Source organism: Aliihoeflea sp. 2WW (genome assembly GCF_000497755.1).
Taxonomy (GTDB): Bacteria; Pseudomonadota; Alphaproteobacteria; order Rhizobiales; family Rhizobiaceae; genus Aliihoeflea.
Map to the genome: position 1 here is coordinate 23,507 of NZ_AYOD01000008.1, position 22,351 is coordinate 45,857.

A 22,351-nucleotide genomic window follows, 5' to 3' on the forward strand; every position below is an offset into this window, starting at 1 on the left:
TGAACGATGGCGATAACCAATCGTTTACGTCGTCTTCACCCACAGCCCCTAGCATGGGTGTCTCGTTAACCTACCTGTCCATGACGAACGACCCAGGACCTAAAGAATGCAGGCAACACTCAGGACCCGCGTCGCGCTTACCGGCTTGACCCTCGCCCTCCTTCCCGGGCTGGCGCTCGCCAATCCGGTACTGCCGTCCAACCCGCCGATTCCCGGACAGCGCCCCTACCAGGCTGCTGCGACGGGCGTCGACAGCGCATTTACGACCGGTTCGGTCGTGGCGCAGTCGGCAGCCGCAATGGCAACCGATCTCGTCGTCAGCGGCGATATTTCCAAGCTCAAGGCCGGGCTCGACGCCTTGCAGTCGGGCAACATCTCCCGCGCCCGCGTTACCCGGGACAACCTGCCGTCGAATTCGCTGGACCGCCAGATTCTCTCCTGGGCGATCGCCACGAGCGGCGCCGATGGCGTGCCCTCCGGCGAAATCGCGCAGGCGGCATTCGCACTCAAGGGCTGGCCGGGCATGTCGCGGTTGCGCGCCAATTCCGAGCGGGCGCTCCTGCGGGAAAACCCGGGCCCGCAGGGCGTGCTGCGCGCTTTCGGCGACACGCAACCCGAAACGCCGGAAGGCACGATCGCCTTGACGCGGGCGCATCTGGCCGTCGGCAACACGCAGGCCGCGAAGGCCGTTCTGGCGCCCTATTGGCGCAACGAGCGCATCGAGCCCCGCGAAGAAGCCGCGATGGTGCGCGAATTCGGCCGCCTTCTGACGGCCGCGGATCACTGGCATCGCATGGAGCGGATGCTCCACATCGATCGCGTCACTTCGGCCGAGCGCGTCGCAGGTCTTGCCGGCGGCGAAGCGCTGACGCGCGCCTGGGCCGCCGTGATCCGTGGCGAATCGAATGCCGGCAAGCTTCTTGCCGCCGTGCCGCAGGCCCAGCGCAAGGCCGGCTTCTACTTCGCGCAGGCACGGCACCTTCGCCGCGCCGAACGCTATAAGGAGGCCGCCCAGGTCGTTCTCCAGGCACCCAAGGACGCGGCCTCGCTCGTCAATGCCGACGCGTGGTGGATCGAAAGACGCGTCCTCTCGCGCGAATTGCTTGATCTCGGCGAAAATCGCCTCGCCTATCAGGTTGCCGCCGCTCAGCAGGTGGACAGCCCGGCCAATGCCGTCGACGCCGAATTCCATGCCGGCTGGTATGCGTTGCGCTTCCTCAACGATGCGGCGACGGCCAACCGGCATTTCTCGCGAATCGTCCAGATCGCCGAAGGACCGATTTCCCTGTCGCGCGGTCATTACTGGCTGGGACGCGCCGCCGAGGCCGGCGGCCCGGGCAATGCACGCGACCACTACCAGCGCGCGGCGCGCTACGGGACGGCGTTTTACGGCCAGCTTGCCGCCGCCAAGCTCGGCGCCACGACCGTTTCGGCAAGCTTCCCGTCGCCCAGCGACGCTGACCGCCGCAATTTCGAGGGCCGGCAAGCAGTGCAAGCGATTCGCCGCCTTGAGCGTGCCGGTCACCAGGGCCGGGCGAACACGCTCTATCGCGACCTGGCGCTGCAGCTCGACAGCACCGGCGAGCTGGCACTTCTCGCCGTCATGGCCGAGCGGCGCGGCGATCATCCGCTTGCGCTGCGCGTCGGCAAATGGGCGGCGGGTCGCGGCCTCGATGTCGGAGCGCTGGCGCATCCCGTCGGCGCCATTCCGGGCAATGCCAACATCTCGGCGGCCGGAAAGGCGCTTGCCTATGCAATCGCCCGTCAGGAGAGCGAGTTCAACATCTCGGCCCGTTCGGGCGCGGGTGCGCTCGGTATCCTGCAATTGCTGCCGGGAACGGCCCGCGACATGGCGCGCAAGGTCGGCGTTTCCTACGACCAGGCCCGCCTCACCCGCGATGCCGGGTACAATGCCGCGCTCGGCGCCGCCTATCTCGGCGAACAGCTCGACCGCTTCAACGGCTCCTACATCCTGACCTTCGCGGGCTACAATGCCGGCCCGAACCGCGCCGCCCAATGGGTCGGCCGCTATGGCGATCCGCGCGGACAGAACATCGATGCAGTCGTCGACTGGATCGAGCGCATCCCCTTCCACGAGACACGTTCCTACGTGCAGCGCGTGATGGAAAACTACCAGGTCTACAAGATGCGCCTGTCGGGCCGGACCGACGTCGTCGCCGACCTCGTCGGTGGTCGCAGGTAAGAGTTCCGGTTCCACGATCGGGAAATCGCGAAAGGCGGGCCCTCGGGTCCGCCTTTTGCTTTGGATCGTTCCGATCCGTTGTCATGCGCAACAAGCGGAGCAGCGCCATTCGCGCAGAACTGAAGTGCTCACCTGTCGGTAGATGGCCGCAACAGGCCAAGTCGATCCGCGGACCTGCTTAACCAAAGCCAATCCCTAACGCGTCATCTGATAAATCTGTCCAACGCGGAAGATGGTCGAACACCGGGCAAAGGCAGCGGCGCCGCCATCCGATGCATCGCGGAGGCGACCGATTTCGCCAGCCGGTCGACCCCAAAACAGAAAGAACCCGGCGGTTGCCCGCCGGGTTCTTCATTCAAACTAGGACCAGATCGGTCTTAGAACGAGCGCTGCAGACGCAGGAAGCCCGAGTTGGTCGACGGACGAAGGTCGATGTCCGTGTAGACGTACTCAGCGCGAACTTCGAAGTTCGTGACCGGGGTCCAGATCAGAGCAGCTTCAGCCTGCCAGCCGTCCAGGTCCGTCTCGGTGCCGAGGGCCGGGCCGAAGTCGTGGATGTTGCTGAAGTACTGAGCGCCGACCGAAGCAGCGATGGTCTGCGAGAACTGCTGGCGGTAGGAAGCCAGAACCGACCATTCCGAGCCGACCGAGTAGGCGTTCGCGTTGTCGGCATAGTAGCCGATGAGGCGGAACGAGGAGCCCGGTGCGTTCGGGACGTTCAGCTGGAGACCAGCCTGAGCAGCCCAGCCGCCATCGTCGACTTCGACGAGGTTGGTGCCGCGGTCTTCATCATAGGCACCCTTTGCCCAGACGCCGCCCCAAGCCTGATTGTACGACACGACGCCGACGACGTCAGGCGTGAAGTTGTCGTTCGCATCGTCTTCGAGAGCGATCGTGGCTGCGAAGCCCGAAGCGCCACCGAAGGTGTACGAGATCAGCTGACGCTGCTGGTAGCCATAGGAGAGACCACCCCAGGTGTGCGAACCGAACTGAGCAACGCCGGCGCCCTGCGAGGCAACCCACGCGGATTCGGTGTAACCAGCGCGGAAGCCGCCGAGCTCGAGGAAGGCCTGATCGAAGCCGATGGTGCCACGACCGTCCGACGAACCGGTGCGGCTGGAAAGCGGGCCGTTCAGGTTCGAGAAGGCGTTGAAGTCACCCTGCAGACGGACGTAGCCGCGCAGCGTGCCCCACTCGGTGTCCGAACGGGCGTCGAAGTTGACGCGAGCGCGGGTCGACTTGTTCCAGCGGTCGGCAGCGAAGCCGTGGTAGTTCGGGGCTTCGTCGGCAGCACCCATCTGGTACCAGACGAGGCCGGAAACCTGAAGGCAGGTCTCGGTGCCCGGGATGTAGAAGAAGCCAGCGCCGTACATGTCGCAAACGCGAACGTACTCAACGGGCTCCGGCTCGGCGTAAACGATGGCGTCGGCAGCCTGGGCACCGGAAACGGCAACCAGTCCAGCAGCGGAGCCGAGAAGAAGGCTCTTAATGTTCATTTCTGACCTCCAGTCAAAAGTTGTTAAGCGGGTCTGGGCTCTTTTTGCTGAAGGACAGCGTTTCCCTGCCCCATCCCCAATCTCAGAAAAAGGAAGCGTGTTTCGCCGCCCCTTCTTCGATCATGACAATACGCAGGACCGCTCCCCGATCAACCGCGTTTGCACCATCCGGGCCGTTCGATACCCCCTATGCACAGGCCTTGTTGCACAAAAGCCACGTTTTGCCCCCTCGCCTTTACGCTCTATTAATAGCTGTGGCGCGCGCACGGGCCGCAACGAGGCTCAAGCGCGTCGTCGAAGGCCATTCCGATCCGTGGAATCAGCCGTGAATGTCCGAATCGTTCGAATCGAGTCGTTTTTCCGCGCTTGCGTTGAATGTCCGTATTGATTGTGCGGACCGACTTCTTTATCGACCGGGTCACCGGAGAGGTGGCCGAGTGGTCGAAGGCGCTCCCCTGCTAAGGGAGTAGACCCGGAAGGGTCTCGTGGGTTCGAATCCCATCCTCTCCGCCACCCTTTGTGGGTCTCTCCGCCATCTGAAGCCGGCAGTTCCGTGGTCGGCACCAATCGCCGCCTTGCCGGACAGCATCAACGTCTGCGAGCTTTGTAGTCGTTGCAGAGTGGTCGTACCCCCAAAACGCATCGGTCTACTTCCCATTCGCAATGGCATCGCCAGCGCGTGCGCTTAGCTTTGGATGAGCAACGATCCGGTTGGGGCGCAGGTACGCCATGGGTGCCACGCCACGGTGGCTCGGCTGTTTGTCTGGGACGCAACTCCGCCCCCACACAGCCCGCATGGGGAGTGACTGCCAATGATCAGGTACAAATACGGCACGAGCGCCGACGAAGATCTCATCGGCACAGGCGGCACGGACTGGATTTACGGCTATGGCGGCAAGGATCGCCTTTACGGTCAGGCCGGCGACGACTGGCTCTTCGGCGGCGCAGGCAACGACCTGCTGGATGGCGGCCAGGGCCGCGATACCATGTTCGGCGGCGCGGGCGACGATATCTACCGGGTCGACGACCCAGGCGACATCGTCAACGAGGAGGAGGTTGCCGGCGTCGATTCAGGCGGCGTGGACTACGTCCAGTCGACGATCAGCTATCGGCTCGGCAATCACATCGAAAAGCTCGAGCTCCTCGGCACCGCCTCGATCGACGGCACCGGCAACGAGCTTGCCAACACGCTGAAGGGCAACGCCAGCGCCAACGTGCTCAGCGGCCTCGGCGGCTCGGACATCCTCTACGGCTATGACGGCGACGACATCCTCGTCGGCGGCGCCGGCAAGGACTACCTGACCGGCGGTACCGGCGCCGACGTGTTCGTCCTGGGCGTTCCCGATGCAAGCAGCGCGGACCGGATCTATGATTTCGAGGCCGCCGACAGCATCGGCGTGTTCGCCGCCGATTACGGCCTGACCGAGGGCAACGGATTGACGGGCGGAGCTCTTGCCGCCGGCTATTTCGTGACCGGCGCTGCGGCGACGAGCGCGGGCCACGGCCAGTTCATCTACAACCCTGCCAACAACATTCTCTACTGGGACCCCGACGGCACTGGATCGGTCGGAAGGATCACGCTTGCCACGCTGAGCCCGGGCGCAGTTGTGACTGCGGCGCATTTCCGCATCATGGACAACACGCCCGCCATATCTGCGGAGGCGACGAGCGCGACAGCGATCGACGAGGACGCGGGCAAGGTCTACTTCCTGATCAGCCTTGACGGTCCCGCGCGCGAGGACGTCATCGTCACCTACAGCACGGTCAACGGCACGGCGACGGGCGGCAGCGACTTTGGCGCAGTGGTGTCCGGCCAGATCGTCATCGCCGCCGGCACGACCAGCGTCCATGTCGGGATCGACCTCATCGACGACAACATCGCCGAAGGCACCGAGACCTTCTCGCTTCAGATCAACTCCGCACAGCTTGCCTCGAGCGGGCATGCGCTCGACGTCGTCGGCGGTGCGGCCGGCGCCCAGATCAGCGACGAGGCCCCGCGCGTGGTGAATGCCATCGATACGGCTGCGCTCGGGATTCCCGATCCCTCGGGCATTGCCTACCACGCGGGGCTCGGCCGCCTCTTCCTGTCGGATTCGGAAGTCGACGAGGCGCCCTTCAACTCACCGACGGACCTTTACGCGTTCAGCCTGAACGGTACGTTGCAGCAATCCTTCAATCTCAACTTCACCGATGAGGCGACAGGCCTCGCCTTCGATCCGACCAGCGGCCGCCTCTATATTTCCGACGATGACGAGATGTTGGTCTACTGGGTCAATCCGGCCAATCCCACGGTGCGCCTGGGCAGTTTCAATACACTTGCCGTCGGCGGCGACGACCCGGAGGACCTCGCGATCGATGCGGCGAACGGGCGGCTGTTCATCGTCAATGGCGAGTCGCGCACGATCGTGGAAACGAACCTGAACGGAACCCAGCTTTACAGCACCATCCTGCTGCCGGCCGAGATTCTCGATCCCGAGGCGCTGGTCTATGACCCGCGTTCCGACACGTTCTTCGTCGGCGGCGGCTTCAGCGCGACGATCTGGCAGGTGGATCGCAGCGGTGCCATCGTCGAGACGATCGACGTCCTCGCGCAGTTCCGCCACCCCACCAACAACACGCGCGTCAACGTCAAGGATCTGGAGCTTGCGCCTGCAAGCGACGGGTCCGGCGGCACCAATCTCTACGTCGCCGATTTCGGATGGAGCCATGTCAATGACGGGCGGATCATCGAGATCGATCTTGGCGACGATCCCGCGCCCGTTTTCATGGCTATGACCGAGCCGCGCGAATGGGCGTGATGAAATCATCCGCCGCCGCCGGGAACCGTGCTTTCGATCAATGGTCGTGGTGAAATACCGGGTCCCTATGTCCGCCTGCCGCATTGCTCGCGTCGCCGCGATCGGGTCGCGGCGCGTCGCCGGACAGGCCGTGCGGCCAGGCCCAGAGCGCCGCTTCCGTGCGGTTGCGTGCGCCAAGCTTGCGCAAGATCGCCTTGACGTGGACTTTGACGGTCGCTTCGGAAATGCCGGCAGACCGCGCGATCACCTTGTTGGCGTTGCCCATGCACATGTATCTCAGGACTTCCATTTCCCGCTTCGACAGGCGGTCGAGCGCGTTGCGCAGCTCGATCGGATCAACGGAACCCGCCGACCGGCGGGATTGCATCGCCTCGACGACCTGCATCGGAAAGACGGGCTGTCCGAGCAGAACGAGTTCGACAGACTTGGTCAGCACCTGCGGCGCCACGAACTTGAAAACGAGGCCATCGGCCCCCGCCCGCAACGCGGTGGCGATTTGTCTGTCGCTGATAAAGTCGGAAACGATGACGATCAACGCGTTAGGGCACGCATGATTGATGAACTCGATGCCCGCGGATATCGCTTCCTCGTCGCTGCCTATTTCGGCAAGGAAGAGAACCTTGCCGGAATGCGCCGGCGCGTGGCTGTCGAGTTCTTCCAGCGACGAAATCGCGCTGCAGTTTTCGAAACCGCCCTGGTGCAGAACATACAACAGACCAGCCCGGTAGATCTCGTTTTGCTCGATGATCACAATATTGGTCGGATTCAGCATGTGCGATCTCCCTCAATTCGCAGTCATGCACGCCAAGCTCCCTCAATTGCCCCCGATCATTTTCAGAATACGGAAATTGTAACGCGGCTAAATATCAGTCGCAATTTGTAATTGGTACTCATTTGAAATTTATTGGTAACTAAATTTATCTAGTCTTTTTTCATTAATAACCCCTGTCGATCCCCGAGATCATCCTAGTGTTCGCGCATCGACATGCTGAGCCGTCGTTGCAAAGGGCCGGTAAGGTATTGAAAAAAGGTTCGACTTCCCACCACGATCGACACATCGGCATTCATGCCGGGAAGTATCTCGAAGGATGAAGACGTCGTCGGTCGACGTGCATCGACGTCGATCAGCGCCGTGAAGTAACCCTGGCCGGTGCGCTCGTCTACGAAGCGGTCGCCGGACACGCCGCGCACCGAGCCGATGAAGGCGGGATGGTCGAGCCCGTCGCGCGAGCGCAGCCGTACTTCGACCGCTTGCCCGACCATCACCTCGTCCACGTCTTCGGGCCTGATCTGCGCCTTGAGAACAAGCTTCGGGTCAATCGGCACGATCTCCATCAGCGGTTCGCCGGGGCTGACGACGCCCCAGGTGGAGTGAACCTTGAGGTTCATGATCGTGCCCGCGAGCGGCGCCCGGATCGCGGCGCGGCGCAGCACGTCGGTCGCGGCAAGGACCTGTTGCTGCAGGTCGACGAGATCGGCCTCGACCTTGCTCAGTTCCTCCACGGCCTCGTTGAGGCGCGTCACGCCGAGTTCGGCGATCTGCTGTTCGAGCTCGGAGATGGATTTCCTGGCGCGGGCGATGGCTGCGATATGCACCGCGCGCTCGCCTTCCATCTCCGCTTCCCGACGGCGCAGCGCCATGTAGCGCTCCCGCGTCGTCAGACCCTGGTCGAACAGCCCCTCCAGATCGCCGGCCTCGTCCTGCAGCGTTCCGATCAGCCTGTCATGGGCAGCGACGAGTTGTTCGAGACCGACGATCTCCTCCCCCGTCTGCTCCATCCGCTTTTGCAGGATCGCGGTCCGCCCCGCCAGCGCGCGCCGGCGTGCGTCGAACAGCGCGGTCTGCACCTCGACGGCATCGCGTCCCGGCTGTGTCGCCATGGCAGGATCGTCATGCGGGAACGTGACGACGGGCTGTTCGTCACGCTCCGCGCGAAGGCGAGCAGCAAGCGCGAGCCGGTTGGCCAACCGCCCCTCCAGAAGATCGAGGCGTGCGCGGGGCTGCGTCGTGTCGAGCGCTATCAGCAATTCGCCCGCGTCCACGTGCTGGCCTTCGCGCGCGGCGAGTTCGGCGACGATGCCGCCTTCGAAATGCTGGACGAGCTTGCGTTGGTTTTCGACCTCCACCACGCCTGTCGTCACGATCGCGCTGCTCAACGGCACGGTTGCTGCCCAGCCGCCGAACGCGAGGAAGAACGCGCCTGAGATCACGAATCCCGCAAAGGTTAACCCGCCAAGCCTAAGCCGGTCGGCGGAATGATGATCGAACGCAATGGCGGGCGGCATCGGTGGACCTCCCTCACCCTTCCGACATTGCGGCCAGAGGCCCGCGCCGACCCCTGACGGCCTGTGCGCGCACGATCGAGGGCACGGGCTGCGCTGCCATGGCGAGCCGTGCGAGAACCTCGGGACGCGGGCCGAACAACTCCATTCGACCTTGCTCGAGTACGAGCAGGTGATCGACCGTCTCGAGGATACGCGGCCGGTGGGCGACGATGACCATGGTGCAGGCCTGCGCCTTCAGGGCGGCGATGGTCTCGACGAGCGCTTCCTCACCCTCGCGGTCGAGATTGGCATTGGGCTCGTCGAGGACGATCAGCGCCGGGGCGCCGTAGAGCGCGCGGGCAAAGCCGATGCGTTGACGCTGGCCACCGGAAAGATAGACGCCGCCATCGCCGATCTCGGTCTCGTAGCCCTTCGGCAGGGCCTTGATCGTTTCGTGCAGGTTTGCCAGCCGCGCAGCCGCGATCACGGCGCTGGCGACTGCGGGATCGGCGACGTCGTCCAGGCGGGCGATGGCCTCGCCGACGGTATTGCCGACCAGTTCCACGTCCTGGGGAAGATAGCCGACATATTTGCCGCGGTCGCCGGCCGCCCATTGGGCGACGTCCATATTGTCCAGGCGCACGGCACCCAATGTCGGTCTCCACGCGCCGACGAGCGCGCGCGCCAGCGAGGATTTGCCCGACGCCGTCGAGCCCACGATGCCAAGGCTTTCGCCCGGCTCGAGCCGGAAGCTGACATTGTCGAGGATGGCGCGGTTGGCGCCCGGCAGGCGGATCACGAGATGCTCGACGCGCAGTCGACCTTCCGGACGCGGCAGGGGCAGGTGCTCGCGCGCCGGCGGCGTCACCTCGCCCAGCGTCTTCAGCCGGCGATAGGCCGCCCGCGTGGTCTGAACGGATTTCACCGCCCCGATGGCCTGCTCGACAGGCGCCATGGCGCGGCCGAGAATGATCGATGCAGCGACCATGGCGCCCGGAAGGATTTCCTGGCGCAGGACCAGCCAGGCACCCAAGCCCAGGATGCCGACCTGCAGGCAGAAGCGCAAAAAGCGCGCGATCGACTGGATGTACCCGGCGCGGTTTCCCGCCCGTTCATGCGCATTCGACGCCGTGTCGACCTCGCGCTGCCAGCGGCGGAGAAAGCCGTTCAACATGCCCATGGCCTCGATCGCCTCGGCGTTGCGCAGCACGTTCTCGGCTTGCCCGTACATCAGGCGCTGGCCGGTTGCGGCATGATCGATGGCACGGCGCGTCAGGAGTTCGGCGCAGATCGCGAGCGCGAAGAGAAGAACGGCACCGGCGCAGGCGAAGAAACCCAGGATCGGGTGGATGAGGAAGATGACGGCCAGAAAGATCGGCGCCCATGGCGCGTCGAGGAGAGGCGTGACCGCCGGACCGGAGAGAAAGGCGCGCAATTGCTCGGCGTCGCGCAAGGCCGATGTCGACCGGGTTCGCTGGCCGCCGGCCTCCTCCGCGACAGCGCTGCGCAGGACCAGCGGCGCCAGCCGTCGCCCGAGCCACGTTCCGACCTTGACGAGGATTCGGCTGCGCACCGCCTCGAGGGCGGCCATCGTCATCAGCGCAACCAACGCAATGGCCGTCAGCGCGGCCAGCGTCTCGAGACTGTGGCTCGACAGGACGCGATCATAAATCTGCAGCATATAGACCGCGCTTGTCAGCATCAGAACGTTGATGCCGGCCGTGAACAGCACCAGCGGCAGGATGGCCCTGCGGCAGCGCGCGAGAAGGTCGCCTATCTGCGAGCCATCGTGCATGGCGATCGAGGCCCGGCGGTTGAAGAGAGGTCGTGGAGGGGATGGCGGGTCACGGACGCGGCTCGCTGGCGGCAAGCTGGCCGACGGGCTCGAGCGATTTCCGCCGCTCCCGGTCCAACTGGTTGTAGAGGCGCGCGTGGCTGTCGGCGATCGCCTCGAGACTGTAGCGGCTGCGCGCGCGCCGCGCCGCGGCCATGCCCATCCGGCCGGCGCGCTCCTTGTCGGTGAGCAGCGCGAGGATGCCCTTGGCCAGCGCTTCGGGCGAACCCATGGGAACGATGGAACCGGTGACGCCGTCTTCCACCACGTCGCGGCATCCGGGAATGGTCGTCGCGACGACCGGCAGTTCGGCAAGACCGGCTTCCAGAAGCGCGCGCGGGACGCCTTCGCGATATTCGGTCGGGAATGCGAAGAGGTCCGCCGCGCGCAGGAGGGCCGGCACATCGCTTCGCGCACCCAGCGCGACGACATAGGGCGCGTGTGCGTCGATCTCGGCCTGCGATATCGCGAGCGGTCCCTCGCTTTCGCGTGGGCCGACGAGCACGAACCGGACGTCGGGGCGTTCCCGGTGGACGATCGCGGCCGCATTAAGCAGCGTCGGGATGCCCTTTTGACGCGTCATACGGGTGACGGTCATGACGATTTCGCCATTGCCGAGACCGAGCGCCCGGCGCATCTGGCTGCGCGAAGGCGAAGCTTCCAGCGCGCGTTCGAAACCGTCGACGTCGACGCCGCCGCCACCACCGGGAATGACGAGGCCGTTTCGACCCGCCATGGAGCAGTCCTCGAAGAATGCGCGGTCGTCCTCGATCTCGAAGACGGTCGCGGCCGTGAAGCGCGATGCGGCGCGGTGCAGCAGCCGGTAGACCGGCCGCATGGACCAGGCGAGCAGCGATCCGGTCGAGTAGACCCAGGCGCGCCCGCAGATGGTTCGAACCGGCGCCGACCGGCCGGTGAGGCCTGCGGCCATCGGCAGGTAGAGGCACGGCTTCGTGTCGAATCCCTGCGCGATGTCGGGCCGGAGTTCGCGCAGGAGCCGCGACAGGCTGGCGAGGGAGGCGATGTCGGCCAGCGGATTGATGAAGCGATGGAACCTGAAAGGATGAAACGGTATGCCGACCGCCTCGAAGGGCGCGGCATCGCCGCTTCCCGCCGCCGAGACGCGAAAGCCACGATCGCGCATCGCCAGGATGAACGGGATGCGCAAATTGTGGTCCTCGCCACCGACGTAAAGCACATGCGTCTTCATGAAAGGCTGGCTCCTGCTTCAGCGTGCGGAAGAATGGCCGGATCGATCGCAACGGCGCCGCCGCGCCTGCGCTCGATCATCTCGCCGATCGTCATCCAGTGGAAACGCGCGCACAGCGCCTCGAAGCGCTCCTCGCACCGATGGAGATTGACGCGCTGGCGATAGGTGTTGAACACCGACATACCGTCGACGCGCGGCTGGCCGGGATCGATTTCCCAGGGATGGATGTAGAAGACATAAGGGTGACCGCCGGCCAGGATGACGTTGATGCCGCGCATCCAGGCCGCATAGGGCACGAAACGGAAATAGCCGCCCCCGCCCCAGGGAATGCCGCGCCGGCTGAAACGCAGGCATGAGACGCAAACCTCGTGGAACCCCTCGCCCAGTTCCGCAATGTCGCTGCCGTCGTCGATCGTGCCGAGGCTGCCGTAGCGATCGTGCGCGGCCGTCGGCACCATCGAGGAATCGTAGGCGTGGCCGGTTTCCTGCAGGATCGGAATGGCCCAGGGCGTGATCGAGAAGCACGGAGCGCGATAGCCCCGCACCTCCTGCCCGGCAATGTCCTCCAGCAAGGCCTTGGCGCGGCTGACGTCCTGCCGAAACGCCTCCGGTGAAAGCGAATAGACCAGTTGGTGGGCGAAGCCGTGCGATGCGACCTCATGGCCGGCGGCGGCGATCTCGCGCACCAGATTCACATTGCGCTCGGCGACCCATCCGAGGACGAAGAAGGTCGCCCGCGTGTTGGTGGCGTCGAGGATTTCAAGCATCCGCATCGTATTGCGCTCGACGCGCGGCTCGCACCGGTCCCAACTGTCGCGCGACACGCCGCGCTTGACGTTTTCGCTGTGGAACCAGTCCTCGACGTCGATCGACAGCGCGACTTCGGCGGCGCGTCGTTGGGCGGGCTGCCGCATCGGGCCTACTCCGTCTTCAGCCGCGCGACGCGGCCGGCCATATAGGCTGAAAAGATTTCGCGAAGATCGGGGAAGCTCGTGCCGTCGGCCTGGCTTAGCGCCGGACAGGCAGTCCGCTCCTGGACGCCCCAGGAATACGCCATCGCAAAGGGTCGCACCGGAGGCGGAACGCGCTGGTCCCAGATCTCCAGCATGCGTTCCAGCTCGTCGCCGCTCGGCATCCGGTAATAGGGTGTCTCGGTGGTCGCGCATTCCTGCCCGAAGAGCTGGAAGACCGGCACGATGCGGTCGGGAGTGATGCCGGCGGCGATGGCCTCGTCGATGCGCTGCGTCAACGCCTTCATGTCGCAGCCGGTGGTCGCGTTCTTCACGTTGCAGGGGTACGGCGCAACGCCGATATAGTCGGCGGAATCCTTCAAGGTCGCGAATTCGGTACGATCGGCCGAACTGTTCTGCACGATGATGAAGGTGCGCGCCGCAGTGTCCGTGCTTCTGATCAGCTCCGATCGCTCGGCGACGCGTGCGGCCGCATCCGGACACTTGGCCGGATGCGGCTCATCGGAAATGTAGTAGATGCCGCTGAATTTCGGGTGGCCGGCAAGAGCGGAAACCTGTCTGACGACCTCGTCGTCGGAGAGACGCCACGCGCATTCGGTGTTGTAGCCGTTGCCGAGCCAGAACACGCCCTTCATCCCGTCCGGAAGGCTCTCCAGAACTGCGATGCTTGCGACGTCGGCAAGATCGAACCCGTCCTGTCTCGCGGTTTCGAAATCGCCCTTCAAATTGCTCGCCATATGCCGCTGCCCGGCAAGGCCCGGTGTCTGGCACAGAGCCAGAACCAGTGCGGTCGCGGCGGCAAGCTTGATGCGGGACGAGACGGGGCGCGTGTTGAACGTCATGACAAATGTCCTTTCGACAAGGCGGCTTGCGCCCGTTTCTTTCGCCACCGCCGCGCATACTGGTCGATCGAAAGGCCGCAGGCGGAGCCGACGAACCCCGCGACCGCATCGCCGAACGCGGCGCTTCGCCCGGGTATGAAGGCCTGCAGCGCCTCGGAGGCGAGCGCGAGAGCGATGAGCCCGGCGGCGATGGCGAAACGCCGTCCCGGCACCGCTGCGGCCATGATGATCGAGGAGACGAGATAGGCGCCGAAATGCTCGATCTCGCCGGGGATGCCCGTGCGCAAATCGCCGAAGACAGGCACCAGCGACAACACCAGCAACGTCGCGACGACAAGGCCGACAGAAATCGTCGGCGCGGAAAATTGCGGGCGTGACCTCTCCCCCGGAGCCATCGTGCAGGCCTCACAACAGCCGGTGGCCGCGCCTGCGCAGCGCGCGGACATCGGCATAAGCGGGGAAGGTGAAGTAGGAGGCCTGCCGCATGTCCAGCGGCGTGGCGCGACTGCGACCTTCGCGCAGCTCGGTCAGCACCTCGATCAGGAGCCGCGCGCCTTCGCGCTTGGTCCCGCGGATGACGCGATCCAGCGTGTCGCGCTTTCGGAGCGGAAAGGACCGCGTTCCCAGGACGTCTCCGGCGTCGAGCTTTTCGACCATCCGGTGAACGGTGATGGTGACCTCCGGTTCGCCCTGCTGCATCTGCCAGAAGGTTGGCATCATGCCGCGATAGCGCGGCAGGCGACCCGAATGGATGTTGATGCAGCCCATCGGCGGCACGCCCAGCAGGTCGGAGCCGAAAATCTCTGGCGCCGCGACGGATGCGATCACGTCCACGTCCATCCGCCGAACATGCGCGATGAAAGCCGGGTCGTTGACCGAAGAAACCGCGAACACCTCGATGCCCTGCGCCGCAGCCAGTTCGGAGATCGTCTCGCGGCGCAGCCGGGCGCGCGCATAGCGAAGCACCTGGCGGCCGGCACCGGCCAGCCCGTACATTCCCGCGATCCTGCGGAAGGAAGCGATCTTCGATTCCCGAAACGGATGATCGATCGCTATCGCCTTCAGGTCGAATGCCCGTTCCGGCAATTCAGCGAAGAACACTCGGAAGAATTCGATGACGTAGATCGGGTCGTCCGAGGTCACCAGCAACAATCTGGTCGGTCGTGCCGATCCACCCGCCCGCAATATTCGAACATTGTCATCGGCAGGATAATCCATCTGCGTCCCCCGCTTGATTTGCGAATATTTTGCCGCCGAAATATAGATTGATTATGTCTCGAATTTTCCTGACCTGGGTATGCTCTATTCCGGGGTACTTATTGTTGGTTACCCGGCAGGCACTTCAGTTGATCTCGCGATAATGGTGACGCTCGTACCGGCGCAGAGGAACCATGGTCATGACCAGTTCCGTGCGCTCGGCCATCTGGAGGTCGTGCAGGCGCGCAAGTGCGGTGCGCGTATCCTCGATCAGGGTGCGGCCCCAGCGCGAGGCGAGAACGACGCGGTCGACCAGCGGCAGGATGAGCCGGGCGTCGGCCGTCCCCGCCATTGGCGAGCCGTCGATGACGACGACGTCGTACTGACCGCGCAAGTCCCGCATGACCCTGTCGAGTTCGCGATCGGCCAGAACGAGCATGGGGTCGATCCGGTCGACCGGCAGCGGCAGATAGTCGATGCCGAAGCCTTCGTGGCGCGCGATGACGTCGCCTGGCGGCGTGCCGCGCAAAAGATCGAGAATGCCGTTCCCGCGCGCCGCATCGAAGCCGGGCGCCAGCCCCGGACGGCGGAAATCCATGTCGACGAGGAGCACCTTGCGGTCGATCGTGCGCAGATAGGCGGCGAGCGAAATTGCAAGCGTGGTCTTGCCTTCACCGGGCCCGCTCGACGTGACGAGGCAGATGCAGGATTCCTCGCCATCCGGACCCGTTTCGATCGTCATCTGCGCGGATAAGAGGCGTACCGCACCTGTGTATGCCGAGAAGGGCTGGGCGAGGCGCGCCAAAGCTCCCCGCTGACCCGACAGCCGGCCGACATGGGGCAGCAGCACCGTTTCGGACGATCGGTCATCCGCGCCGACGAGGCTTGGGCTCCGCAGCGTATGGTTGCCGCGTTCGAGTATCAGCGCGACGAGCCCGCCGCTCAGGCAGGCGAAGAGCGTTGCAGGAAGAATGAAGAGCAGCGTGTCGGGCGAACTCGGTTTTTCAGGCGGCGCCGCCAGCGAGAGGACGCGTGCCTCGGGCGGCCGGGATTCCTGGGTCAGCAGGTCAGCCTGACGGCGCAGCAGCGCGTCATAGACCTGCAGCGCCGACGCCGCATTGCGTACGAGGTCGCGATAGGCGAGTTCGGCTTCCAGCGTCTGCGCCCGGACCGACTGCAGCCGCGATTGCCAGCGTTCCAGATAGCGCACTCGCGCTGCGAGCACGTCGGAGTCGGGCATGTCGGCGCCAGCCGCGTCCGTTGCAGTCTCCGGCCGACCGGCGCTCGCAGCGAAGGGTGCGGCCATACCGGCCAGGGTTCCGGGATGACCGGCGATACCGAGCGGATAGAGTGGCATCGGACCCGATCGCGCAGTTGTCTGGAACGTGGAGGAGTTCGCGTTGCCATCCGCTCCCGGACCTTTCGTCGCTTCGGGCCCGTGGCTTCGCTCCGCCAGGTCGAAGCGCGCGATGGCGAGCTGGCGATTGATCTCGGCTATGCGCAGATCTTCGTCGCCGGCGTCCCCGTCTGCCAGAAGGCCGTGGGCGGACGCGAAACGGCGCAGCGTACCTTCGGCCGCCTCCATCGCCACCTTCGCTTCGGGAATGCGCTCCTCGAGCCGCCGGAGCGAATCGAGGCGCGACTTCGCCCTCTGGCTGCGCAGGTCGTCGACATAGACCTCGACGCCCGTATTCGCCATCGCTGCCGCAGCAACGGGATCGCGCGAGCGATAGGTCACCGAGATGACCCGCGAGCGACGCTCCCGGTAGACGTTGATGGATTTTTGAAGGTCATCGAGGCTCAGCGCGGCGAGATCGGTTTCCGGTTGCTCGGACGGCACGACCACGCTTCCGGAGGCGCGGGTGAAGGGCGCCAGCCGCGCGATCAGCTTGGTGCGCAAAAGCTCGATGCGATCGGTCATCGATGGTGCCGGGACCGTGTCGGTCGAGGCGGCGGGGTTCGCTGCGTGATCGAGGCTCTTCAGCATCTGGCGCAGATGACCATCGGACATCAGCATCTCGACGCGCGTGTCGACCGCCGCGTCGTCGATCACGTTGCCAATCGTGGCGGCCTGCGCATCGATGACGAGCTGTGCCTTGGCCGTGTAGGTCGGCGGAACGACCGCCGCCACGACGATGCCTGCCGCTGCGCCGAGGGCGCCGGCACCGAGGACCAGAAGCCAGCGCCGACGCAGCACGGTAGCGACGAAGCGAAACGGAGGGACGTCCGCATTGACGGGCCTCATGCGCGCGCTCCCACCGGATGCGGCGCATCGCTGCGCGCGGCGACGCCGACGCGTGCGGTCTCCAGCAGGCACAGCATGATCCCGAACCAGAAGATCGGATGGCGGATGACGAAATGGAACATCGAGAACGCCGTGAAGCCGACCGCGAGTGCGGCCAGCGACGGCAATCCGGCGCTCCAGCATCGCGTAAAGGCGGACAGGCAGAGCCAGGCGAACAGAAGCACCGCCACGACGCCGCCCTGGGTGAAGAGATCCAGCACCGTGTTGTGCGCCTCGAACTTGTCGGGCGGCGGCCGCTTGTAGGACTTGCTGGTCAGATGGGCGCCGGGGCCGAAGCCGACGAGATTCGCCTCAAGTCCTTTTTCGATCGCCTCGGTCCACAGGCCGAGGCGCGTGTCGCCCTGATCATCGTCCTCATAGACCGCGGTCGACTGCGTCTGCACATAGACCAGCATCGTTCGCGCGAATGGCGCCAGCGCCAGCGCTGTCACCGGCAGCGCAAGCACCGCGAAGATCATCAGCGCGTCGCGAAGGCGATGGTTCGCAGAAGGCCTCGACAGCATGGTCCACGCGCCGGTCGCGATCAGCGCAAGCGCGGCGACCGAGACGCAGACCACGTAGGAATCGCTCTTGGTCAGGAGACCGACCCCGAAGACCATGATGCCCGCGCTCGCCGCCAGAAACCGTTCTCCGGCACGATCGCTCTTCTCGACGAGATAGATCGATAGCAGCGTCAGCGTTGCGCACATCAGGCCGAGCTGGTTCGGATCGAGCGACCAGCCGCGGAAACGATCGAAGAACCAGGGATCTGTTCCGGGCACGACGGATACACCAAAGCCGTCCGCAAGCTGCACTGTCAGCACCGCGACGCCGCAGAACACGACCAGCCGCGCGGTGCGCAGCCGGCGAACCGGGTCGTCCAGATCGAGCGCCAGAAGCATGCTGATCGCGATCAGGAGGCTGTAGGCGACGACATCGTGGGCGATGGAGGGAAGGTCGTGAAAGGGTTCGACCAGGAGCCCGACCACCATTCCCAGCGAGAGCGAAAGGGCGAAGATGAACCAGAAGGACGCGACCCGAAAGACGACCGGGCCGACGCTGCGCGGCACGAGCAGGCGTTCGAGGCTCGTGAGGCCGATCCAGCCGAAAAGACACGCCTCGCCCGGGCCGATCGGCAAGCCGCCGATTCTCAACTGCGTGGCCGGGTAAAGCACCAGCCCCAATGCGAACAGACCCTCACGCAACATGATGCGTCCCCGAAGCCCGAAGTCCGCGCGCCGTCGTCAGCATGCAAACGACGCGGCAAAGGTTACATTCCACATGAGACAGGCGCCAAGACAAATACTATTTGGAGGTAGCCCCTCCCTAAATATCTTAATACTTTTTAGAATTTCGATTTAATACTAGTCATTATTTGTATTGCCCATTTATTGGCAATTTCTGTACGGTATATTTTGAAGTAAAAACATCCTCTTCGAATGCCGCTTCAACAAATCAACAACTGCGTGCGAGCAATTCCAACGTTCCGCAGAATGGCAATCGAACGGCAGGGAGGGTAAACATGAAAGTCGTGATTCAATGCGGGGGTATGGGCACGAGATTGCGGCCCTATACGATGGTGCTCCCCAAGCCGCTCATGCCGGTCGGAACCAAGCCGGTGCTGGAACTGCTGCTGCGCTGGCTGCGCCGCAACGACATCCAGGACGTCTACATCACCACCGGCTACCTCGCCCATCTGATCCGCAGTTTCTGCGGCGACGGCCGCCAGTGGGACATGCGCATCAAGTACACCGAAGAGCGCGAGCCCCTCGGAACGATCGGGCCGCTCGGCCTCCTGCGCGAAGAACTCGACGAGACCTTCCTTGTCATCAATGGCGACATCCTGACCGACCTGAGCATCACGGCCTTCGCCGATTGTCACCGCTCCTTTGGCGGGCTCGTCACCGTCGCCTCGGCCCGCCGCCATACCAAGATGGAGTTCGGCGTGATCGAGCAGATCGGCGGGCGCATCGTCGGCTTCAAGGAAAAGCCGGTGCTGTCCAACCTGATGAGCATGGGCATCTACTGCATGGACCCGAAGATCATGAAGCACATCCCGAGCGGAATCCCGTTCGGCTTCGACGACCTCATCTTGTGCATGCTGGGCCGCGGCCTGCCAATCTTCAGTTTCCCGCATGAGGGGCTTTGGCTCGACATCGGGCGGGTCGAGGATTTCCAGAGCGCCCAACAATTGAGCTGGGACGACCAGTTGCCGGCATTCGAGCACGCCATCGCGCCCGAACAGGTGGCGGCGGAGTGAATGATGGATACCGAACAGATCATCGAAAATGGCCGGTCGGCCCCCATTGTCCCGCCGTCGATCGGCGCGACGGTCGAGACGGACTCTCCATCTGGTCCCTCCCCCATGCGGGCGCCGGCGCCGAACCTTCTGGTGGCCGAACCCATTCTCGGCGACGAGGAGAAGGAGGCAGTCCGCGCCGTTCTCGACGGTGGCTGGATCACGATGGGGCAGAAGGTCCGGGCTTTCGAGGAGGCCTTCGCGCACGCGCATGACGTCGAGGATGCCGTAGCCGTCAATTCCTGCACGGCCGCGCTTCATCTGATCCTCGATGCGCTCGGCATCGGCCCGGGCGATGAAGTGCTGGTGCCCTCGCTCACCTTCGTGGCGACGGCGAACGCCGTTCTCTATGTCGGCGCGAAGCCCGTCTTCGTCGACATCGCAGCGCTCGACACTCCGCTGATCTCGATGAGCGATGCCGATGCCAAGGTCAATTCGCGAACGCGCGCCATCATCCTCATGCACTATGCCGGCTATCTCACCCATGCCGAGGACTGGCGCAATTTCGCCGATCTGCACGACCTCGTCATCATCGAGGATGCTGCCCACGCGGTCGGTGCGCGAGGCGTCGGCCATGTCGGCGATGCGACGGCGTTCAGCTTCTATGGCAACAAGAACATGACGACCGCCGAGGGCGGCATGGTCACTGCCGCAAACCCAGCCGTCCTCGCCAAGGTCAGGCAGATGCGCGGCCACGGCATGACGCTCGACATGCGCCAGCGGCTGAACGGGCGGACACCGCACTACGACGTCTCCATGCTGGGCTACAACTATCGCATGGATGAGCTGCGCGCCGCGATCGGCCTCGTCCAGCTCGCGCACCTGCCGGCCTGGAATGCCAGACGCCGTGCACTGACGGCGTCCTATCGGCACGCGCTCTCACGCAATTGCCCCGACATCGGCGTGCCGTTTTTCGAAAGCGCGATCTCGGCCAATCACATCATGCCGGTGGTGCTGCCCGCCGGAACGGATCGCGATGCCGTGATCGCCCGCCTCGCCGGGGAGGGAATCCAGACGACCATCCACTATCCCCCCGTCCACACGCTCTCCTACTACGCCAGCAGGTTTCGCGACGTCCGGCTCCCGGTGACGGAGGAATTCGCCGCATGCGAACTCAGCCTGCCTCTCCATCCGCGCATGCAGGCCACTGACGTCGAGAGGGTCGTCGCAAGCCTTGCAATTGCGCTCAGACATTCATGACGAGGGATCGATCATGCGCGTACAACCATATCTCGACGCCCGGTTGCGCCGACTGCTTGATGTCGCGATCGCCGGTGCCGCGCTGGTGGTGCTGGCGCCGCTCTTTCTCGCCATCGCCGTCGCGATCGTCGCCGAATGCGGTCGGCCGATTTTCTTCAGGCAGATCCGGCTCGGCGAGGGTGGGCGGCATTTCACGATCTACAAGTTCCGTAAGTTCGCGACACGCGAGACGCGCGCCGGCTTGCCGCTGACGATGCAGAACGACGCACGGATGTCGCGCATCGGCAGACTCCTGGCCGACACCAAGCTCGACGAGCTGCCGCAATTCTACAACATCCTGCGCGGCGACATGTCCGTCGTCGGCCCGCGACCCGAAAGCCTCGACTTCGCCGACTGCTTCGATGCGACGACCATTTCGATCCTGGAGCATCGTCCGGGCATTCTCGGGCCGAGCCAGGTCGCCTTCCGCAACGAAGGCAGCCTCTTCCCCGTCAACGCCGAGCCGACGCGCTTCTACCGGGAGGTGCTGTTCCCGGCCAAGGCCGGCCTCGACCTGCGCTACTATCGGGACCGCACGCTCTATACCGATTTCAAATGGATCGTCGTCGGCATCCTGGCCGTCGTCGGGCTGAATGCCTCGGCCGTCAGATCTGCGTCGATGCCGGGCATGGCGACGACGGAGGGCGGTCAGCCATGAACGTCCACGAACCAATCGGCGGTCCCTTTCGCTGCCCCGAGACCTATCGCGGCCTCAAGGTGCTCGTTACCGGAGCGGATGGCTTCATCGGCTCGCATCTGACCGAGCAACTGGTGCGGCGCGGCGCCAGCGTCACCGCGCTCTGCCTGTACAACTCGTTCGACACGCATGGCTGGATCGACGAGATCGACCCGCGCATCCGCGCCGAGCTCCGCCTCGTTCGCGGCGACGTGCGCGACGCCACCTTCATGCAGCAGATCGTGTCCGGCATGGCGGTCGTCTTCCATCTGGCGGCGCTCATCGCCATCCCCCATTCCTATGTCGCCGCCCAGTCCTATGTGGATACGAACGTGACCGGCACGCTCAACGTCCTCGAGGCCGCGCGGCGGTCCGACGTTCTGCGGGTCGTCCACACGTCGACGAGCGAGGTCTACGGAACAGCCCTGTTCGAGCCGATCTCGGAGCTCCATCCCCTGCAGGGGCAGTCCCCCTATTCGGCGACGAAGATCGCGGCCGACATGCTTGCCGAGAGCTTCACGCGCTCGCACGACCTGCCGGTCGCGATCCTGCGTCCGTTCAACACGTACGGCCCGCGCCAGAGCGAGCGGGCGGTGATTCCGACCGTGATCCGCCAGATCCTCGATCCGGCCGCCGGCCGCATCGGCATCGGCGATCTCAGCCCACGGCGCGATTTCACCTTCGTCGAGGACACGGCGGCCGCATTCGCCGAGATCGGCCTGTCGAACAGCATCGAATTCGGGCGCCCCTACAATGCAGGCAGCGGCAAGGCGATCACGATCGGCGACCTTGTCGATCTGATCTGCGAGGTCACCGGATGCCGCAAGACGGTCGAGCGCGACGCGGAGCGGGCCCGCCCCGTCAATTCCGAAGTCCGCGCTCTCGTCGCCGATGCCGATCGGTTTCATGCCGCGACCGGATGGCGGCCGGCGGTCGACCTGCGGACCGGGCTTGAGCGCACGGCCGAGTGGTGGCGCGAGCGGCTGTCGGTCGGCCGGGTGCGTCCGCAACTGAGCTTTGCAAGCTGAAGGAGGAAG

The 22,351-nt window shown here is 64.7% G+C and carries 17 protein-coding genes and 1 tRNA gene; 7 read left to right on the top strand and 11 right to left on the bottom strand.

Going from position 1 to position 22,351, the window contains the following annotated elements; all coding sequences use genetic code 11:
* Positions 1-106 precede the first annotated feature (106 nt).
* Positions 107-2,203, top strand: a complete 2,097-nt coding sequence (locus ALII_RS0105145; RefSeq protein ID WP_029660217.1) for a lytic transglycosylase domain-containing protein — start codon at positions 107-109, stop codon at positions 2,201-2,203.
* Between the two features lie 377 nt (positions 2,204-2,580).
* Here ALII_RS0105145 and ALII_RS0105150 read toward each other — a convergent pair whose 3' ends face one another.
* Complete coding sequence (locus tag ALII_RS0105150) at positions 2,581-3,699, bottom strand: porin (RefSeq protein ID WP_024586255.1); 1,119 nt, start codon at positions 3,697-3,699, stop codon at positions 2,581-2,583.
* 423 nt (positions 3,700-4,122) lie between these two features.
* Between ALII_RS0105150 and ALII_RS0105155 the strand changes: the two genes are divergently transcribed.
* Both ALII_RS0105155 and ALII_RS21555 read left to right on the top strand, forming a co-directional pair.
* A tRNA-Ser gene (locus ALII_RS0105155) sits at positions 4,123-4,212 on the top strand.
* Between the two features lie 299 nt (positions 4,213-4,511).
* Positions 4,512-6,497 carry a Calx-beta domain-containing protein gene (locus ALII_RS21555; RefSeq protein ID WP_024586256.1) on the top strand — a complete coding sequence of 662 codons (1,986 nt, stop codon included), beginning with the start codon at positions 4,512-4,514 and terminating at the stop codon, positions 6,495-6,497.
* A gap of 37 nt (positions 6,498-6,534) precedes the next feature.
* Here ALII_RS21555 and ALII_RS21560 read toward each other — a convergent pair whose 3' ends face one another.
* The 10 genes from ALII_RS21560 to ALII_RS0105210 form a co-directional block, all read right to left on the bottom strand.
* A complete protein-coding gene (locus ALII_RS21560; protein WP_024586257.1) occupies positions 6,535-7,269 on the bottom strand; it encodes a response regulator transcription factor in 735 nt (244 codons plus the stop codon).
* Positions 7,270-7,463: 194 nt separating this feature from the next.
* On the bottom strand, positions 7,464-8,783 hold the full coding sequence (locus ALII_RS0105170; protein WP_051375778.1) for an HlyD family type I secretion periplasmic adaptor subunit: 1,320 nt from the start codon (positions 8,781-8,783) through the stop codon (positions 7,464-7,466).
* Between the two features lie 13 nt (positions 8,784-8,796).
* On the bottom strand, positions 8,797-10,557 hold the full coding sequence (locus tag ALII_RS0105175; protein ID WP_024586259.1) for a type I secretion system permease/ATPase: 1,761 nt from the start codon (positions 10,555-10,557) through the stop codon (positions 8,797-8,799).
* 49 nt (positions 10,558-10,606) lie between these two features.
* Positions 10,607-11,806, bottom strand: a complete 1,200-nt coding sequence (locus ALII_RS0105180) for a glycosyltransferase (protein ID WP_024586260.1) — start codon at positions 11,804-11,806, stop codon at positions 10,607-10,609.
* On the bottom strand, positions 11,803-12,720 hold the full coding sequence (locus tag ALII_RS0105185; RefSeq protein WP_024586261.1) for an XrtA system polysaccharide deacetylase: 918 nt from the start codon (positions 12,718-12,720) through the stop codon (positions 11,803-11,805). Before ALII_RS0105185 ends, ALII_RS0105180 begins: the two co-directional genes overlap by 4 nt.
* Before the next feature lie 5 nt (positions 12,721-12,725).
* Positions 12,726-13,619, bottom strand: a complete 894-nt coding sequence (locus ALII_RS22640) for a hypothetical protein (protein WP_024586262.1) — start codon at positions 13,617-13,619, stop codon at positions 12,726-12,728.
* Positions 13,616-14,014 (bottom strand): VanZ family protein, encoded by a 399-nt coding sequence (locus ALII_RS0105195; protein ID WP_152529543.1) that lies wholly within the window; start codon positions 14,012-14,014, stop codon positions 13,616-13,618. Before ALII_RS0105195 ends, ALII_RS22640 begins: the two co-directional genes overlap by 4 nt.
* A 10-nt stretch (positions 14,015-14,024) precedes the next feature.
* Entirely contained in the window at positions 14,025-14,837 is an 813-nt protein-coding gene (locus tag ALII_RS0105200; RefSeq protein WP_081718899.1) for a formyltransferase family protein, read from the bottom strand.
* Positions 14,838-14,961: 124 nt separating this feature from the next.
* On the bottom strand, positions 14,962-17,061 hold the full coding sequence (locus ALII_RS0105205) for a tyrosine-protein kinase domain-containing protein (RefSeq protein ID WP_024586265.1): 2,100 nt from the start codon (positions 17,059-17,061) through the stop codon (positions 14,962-14,964).
* Positions 17,058-18,308, bottom strand: a complete 1,251-nt coding sequence (locus ALII_RS0105210) for an O-antigen ligase family protein (protein WP_024586266.1) — start codon at positions 18,306-18,308, stop codon at positions 17,058-17,060. Before ALII_RS0105210 ends, ALII_RS0105205 begins: the two co-directional genes overlap by 4 nt.
* A gap of 314 nt (positions 18,309-18,622) precedes the next feature.
* On the opposite strand from ALII_RS0105210, the gene ALII_RS0105215 reads away from it, so the two are divergent.
* Genes ALII_RS0105215 through ALII_RS0105230 form a run of 4 tightly spaced genes read left to right on the top strand, consistent with a single transcriptional unit; the run spans position 18,623 to position 22,342 of the window.
* Positions 18,623-19,360, top strand: coding sequence for a sugar phosphate nucleotidyltransferase (locus tag ALII_RS0105215; protein WP_024586267.1), 738 nt, complete (start codon positions 18,623-18,625; stop codon positions 19,358-19,360).
* A gap of 3 nt (positions 19,361-19,363) precedes the next feature.
* A complete protein-coding gene (locus ALII_RS0105220; RefSeq protein WP_244437316.1) occupies positions 19,364-20,599 on the top strand; it encodes a DegT/DnrJ/EryC1/StrS aminotransferase family protein in 1,236 nt (411 codons plus the stop codon).
* Between the two features lie 13 nt (positions 20,600-20,612).
* On the top strand, positions 20,613-21,296 hold the full coding sequence (locus ALII_RS0105225; protein ID WP_029660225.1) for a sugar transferase: 684 nt from the start codon (positions 20,613-20,615) through the stop codon (positions 21,294-21,296).
* The gene (locus ALII_RS0105230) at positions 21,293-22,342 is read left to right on the top strand and encodes an SDR family NAD(P)-dependent oxidoreductase (RefSeq protein WP_024586270.1); all 1,050 of its coding nucleotides are present in this window, start codon (positions 21,293-21,295) and stop codon (positions 22,340-22,342) included. The genes ALII_RS0105225 and ALII_RS0105230 overlap by 4 nt, the downstream gene beginning before the upstream one ends.
* Positions 22,343-22,351 lie beyond the last annotated feature (9 nt).

Excerpts from the sequence above, each read along its gene's own strand:
- ALII_RS0105145 (WP_029660217.1), top strand. The coding sequence starts at position 107 with ATGCAGGCAACACTCAGGACCCGCGTCGCGCTTACCGGCTTGACCCTC.
- ALII_RS0105150 (WP_024586255.1), bottom strand. The coding sequence starts at position 3,699 with ATGAACATTAAGAGCCTTCTTCTCGGCTCCGCTGCTGGACTGGTTGCC.
- ALII_RS21555 (WP_024586256.1), top strand. The coding sequence starts at position 4,512 with ATGATCAGGTACAAATACGGCACGAGCGCCGACGAAGATCTCATCGGC.
- ALII_RS21560 (WP_024586257.1), bottom strand. The coding sequence starts at position 7,269 with ATGCTGAATCCGACCAATATTGTGATCATCGAGCAAAACGAGATCTAC.
- ALII_RS0105170 (WP_051375778.1), bottom strand. The coding sequence starts at position 8,783 with ATGCCGCCCGCCATTGCGTTCGATCATCATTCCGCCGACCGGCTTAGG.
- ALII_RS0105175 (WP_024586259.1), bottom strand. The coding sequence starts at position 10,557 with ATGCACGATGGCTCGCAGATAGGCGACCTTCTCGCGCGCTGCCGCAGG.
- ALII_RS0105180 (WP_024586260.1), bottom strand. The coding sequence starts at position 11,806 with ATGAAGACGCATGTGCTTTACGTCGGTGGCGAGGACCACAATTTGCGC.
- ALII_RS0105185 (WP_024586261.1), bottom strand. The coding sequence starts at position 12,720 with ATGCGGCAGCCCGCCCAACGACGCGCCGCCGAAGTCGCGCTGTCGATC.
- ALII_RS22640 (WP_024586262.1), bottom strand. The coding sequence starts at position 13,619 with ATGACGTTCAACACGCGCCCCGTCTCGTCCCGCATCAAGCTTGCCGCC.
- ALII_RS0105195 (WP_152529543.1), bottom strand. The coding sequence starts at position 14,014 with ATGGCTCCGGGGGAGAGGTCACGCCCGCAATTTTCCGCGCCGACGATT.
- ALII_RS0105200 (WP_081718899.1), bottom strand. The coding sequence starts at position 14,837 with ATGGATTATCCTGCCGATGACAATGTTCGAATATTGCGGGCGGGTGGA.
- ALII_RS0105205 (WP_024586265.1), bottom strand. The coding sequence starts at position 17,061 with ATGAGGCCCGTCAATGCGGACGTCCCTCCGTTTCGCTTCGTCGCTACC.
- ALII_RS0105210 (WP_024586266.1), bottom strand. The coding sequence starts at position 18,308 with ATGTTGCGTGAGGGTCTGTTCGCATTGGGGCTGGTGCTTTACCCGGCC.
- ALII_RS0105215 (WP_024586267.1), top strand. The coding sequence starts at position 18,623 with ATGAAAGTCGTGATTCAATGCGGGGGTATGGGCACGAGATTGCGGCCC.
- ALII_RS0105220 (WP_244437316.1), top strand. The coding sequence starts at position 19,364 with ATGGATACCGAACAGATCATCGAAAATGGCCGGTCGGCCCCCATTGTC.
- ALII_RS0105225 (WP_029660225.1), top strand. The coding sequence starts at position 20,613 with ATGCGCGTACAACCATATCTCGACGCCCGGTTGCGCCGACTGCTTGAT.
- ALII_RS0105230 (WP_024586270.1), top strand. The coding sequence starts at position 21,293 with ATGAACGTCCACGAACCAATCGGCGGTCCCTTTCGCTGCCCCGAGACC.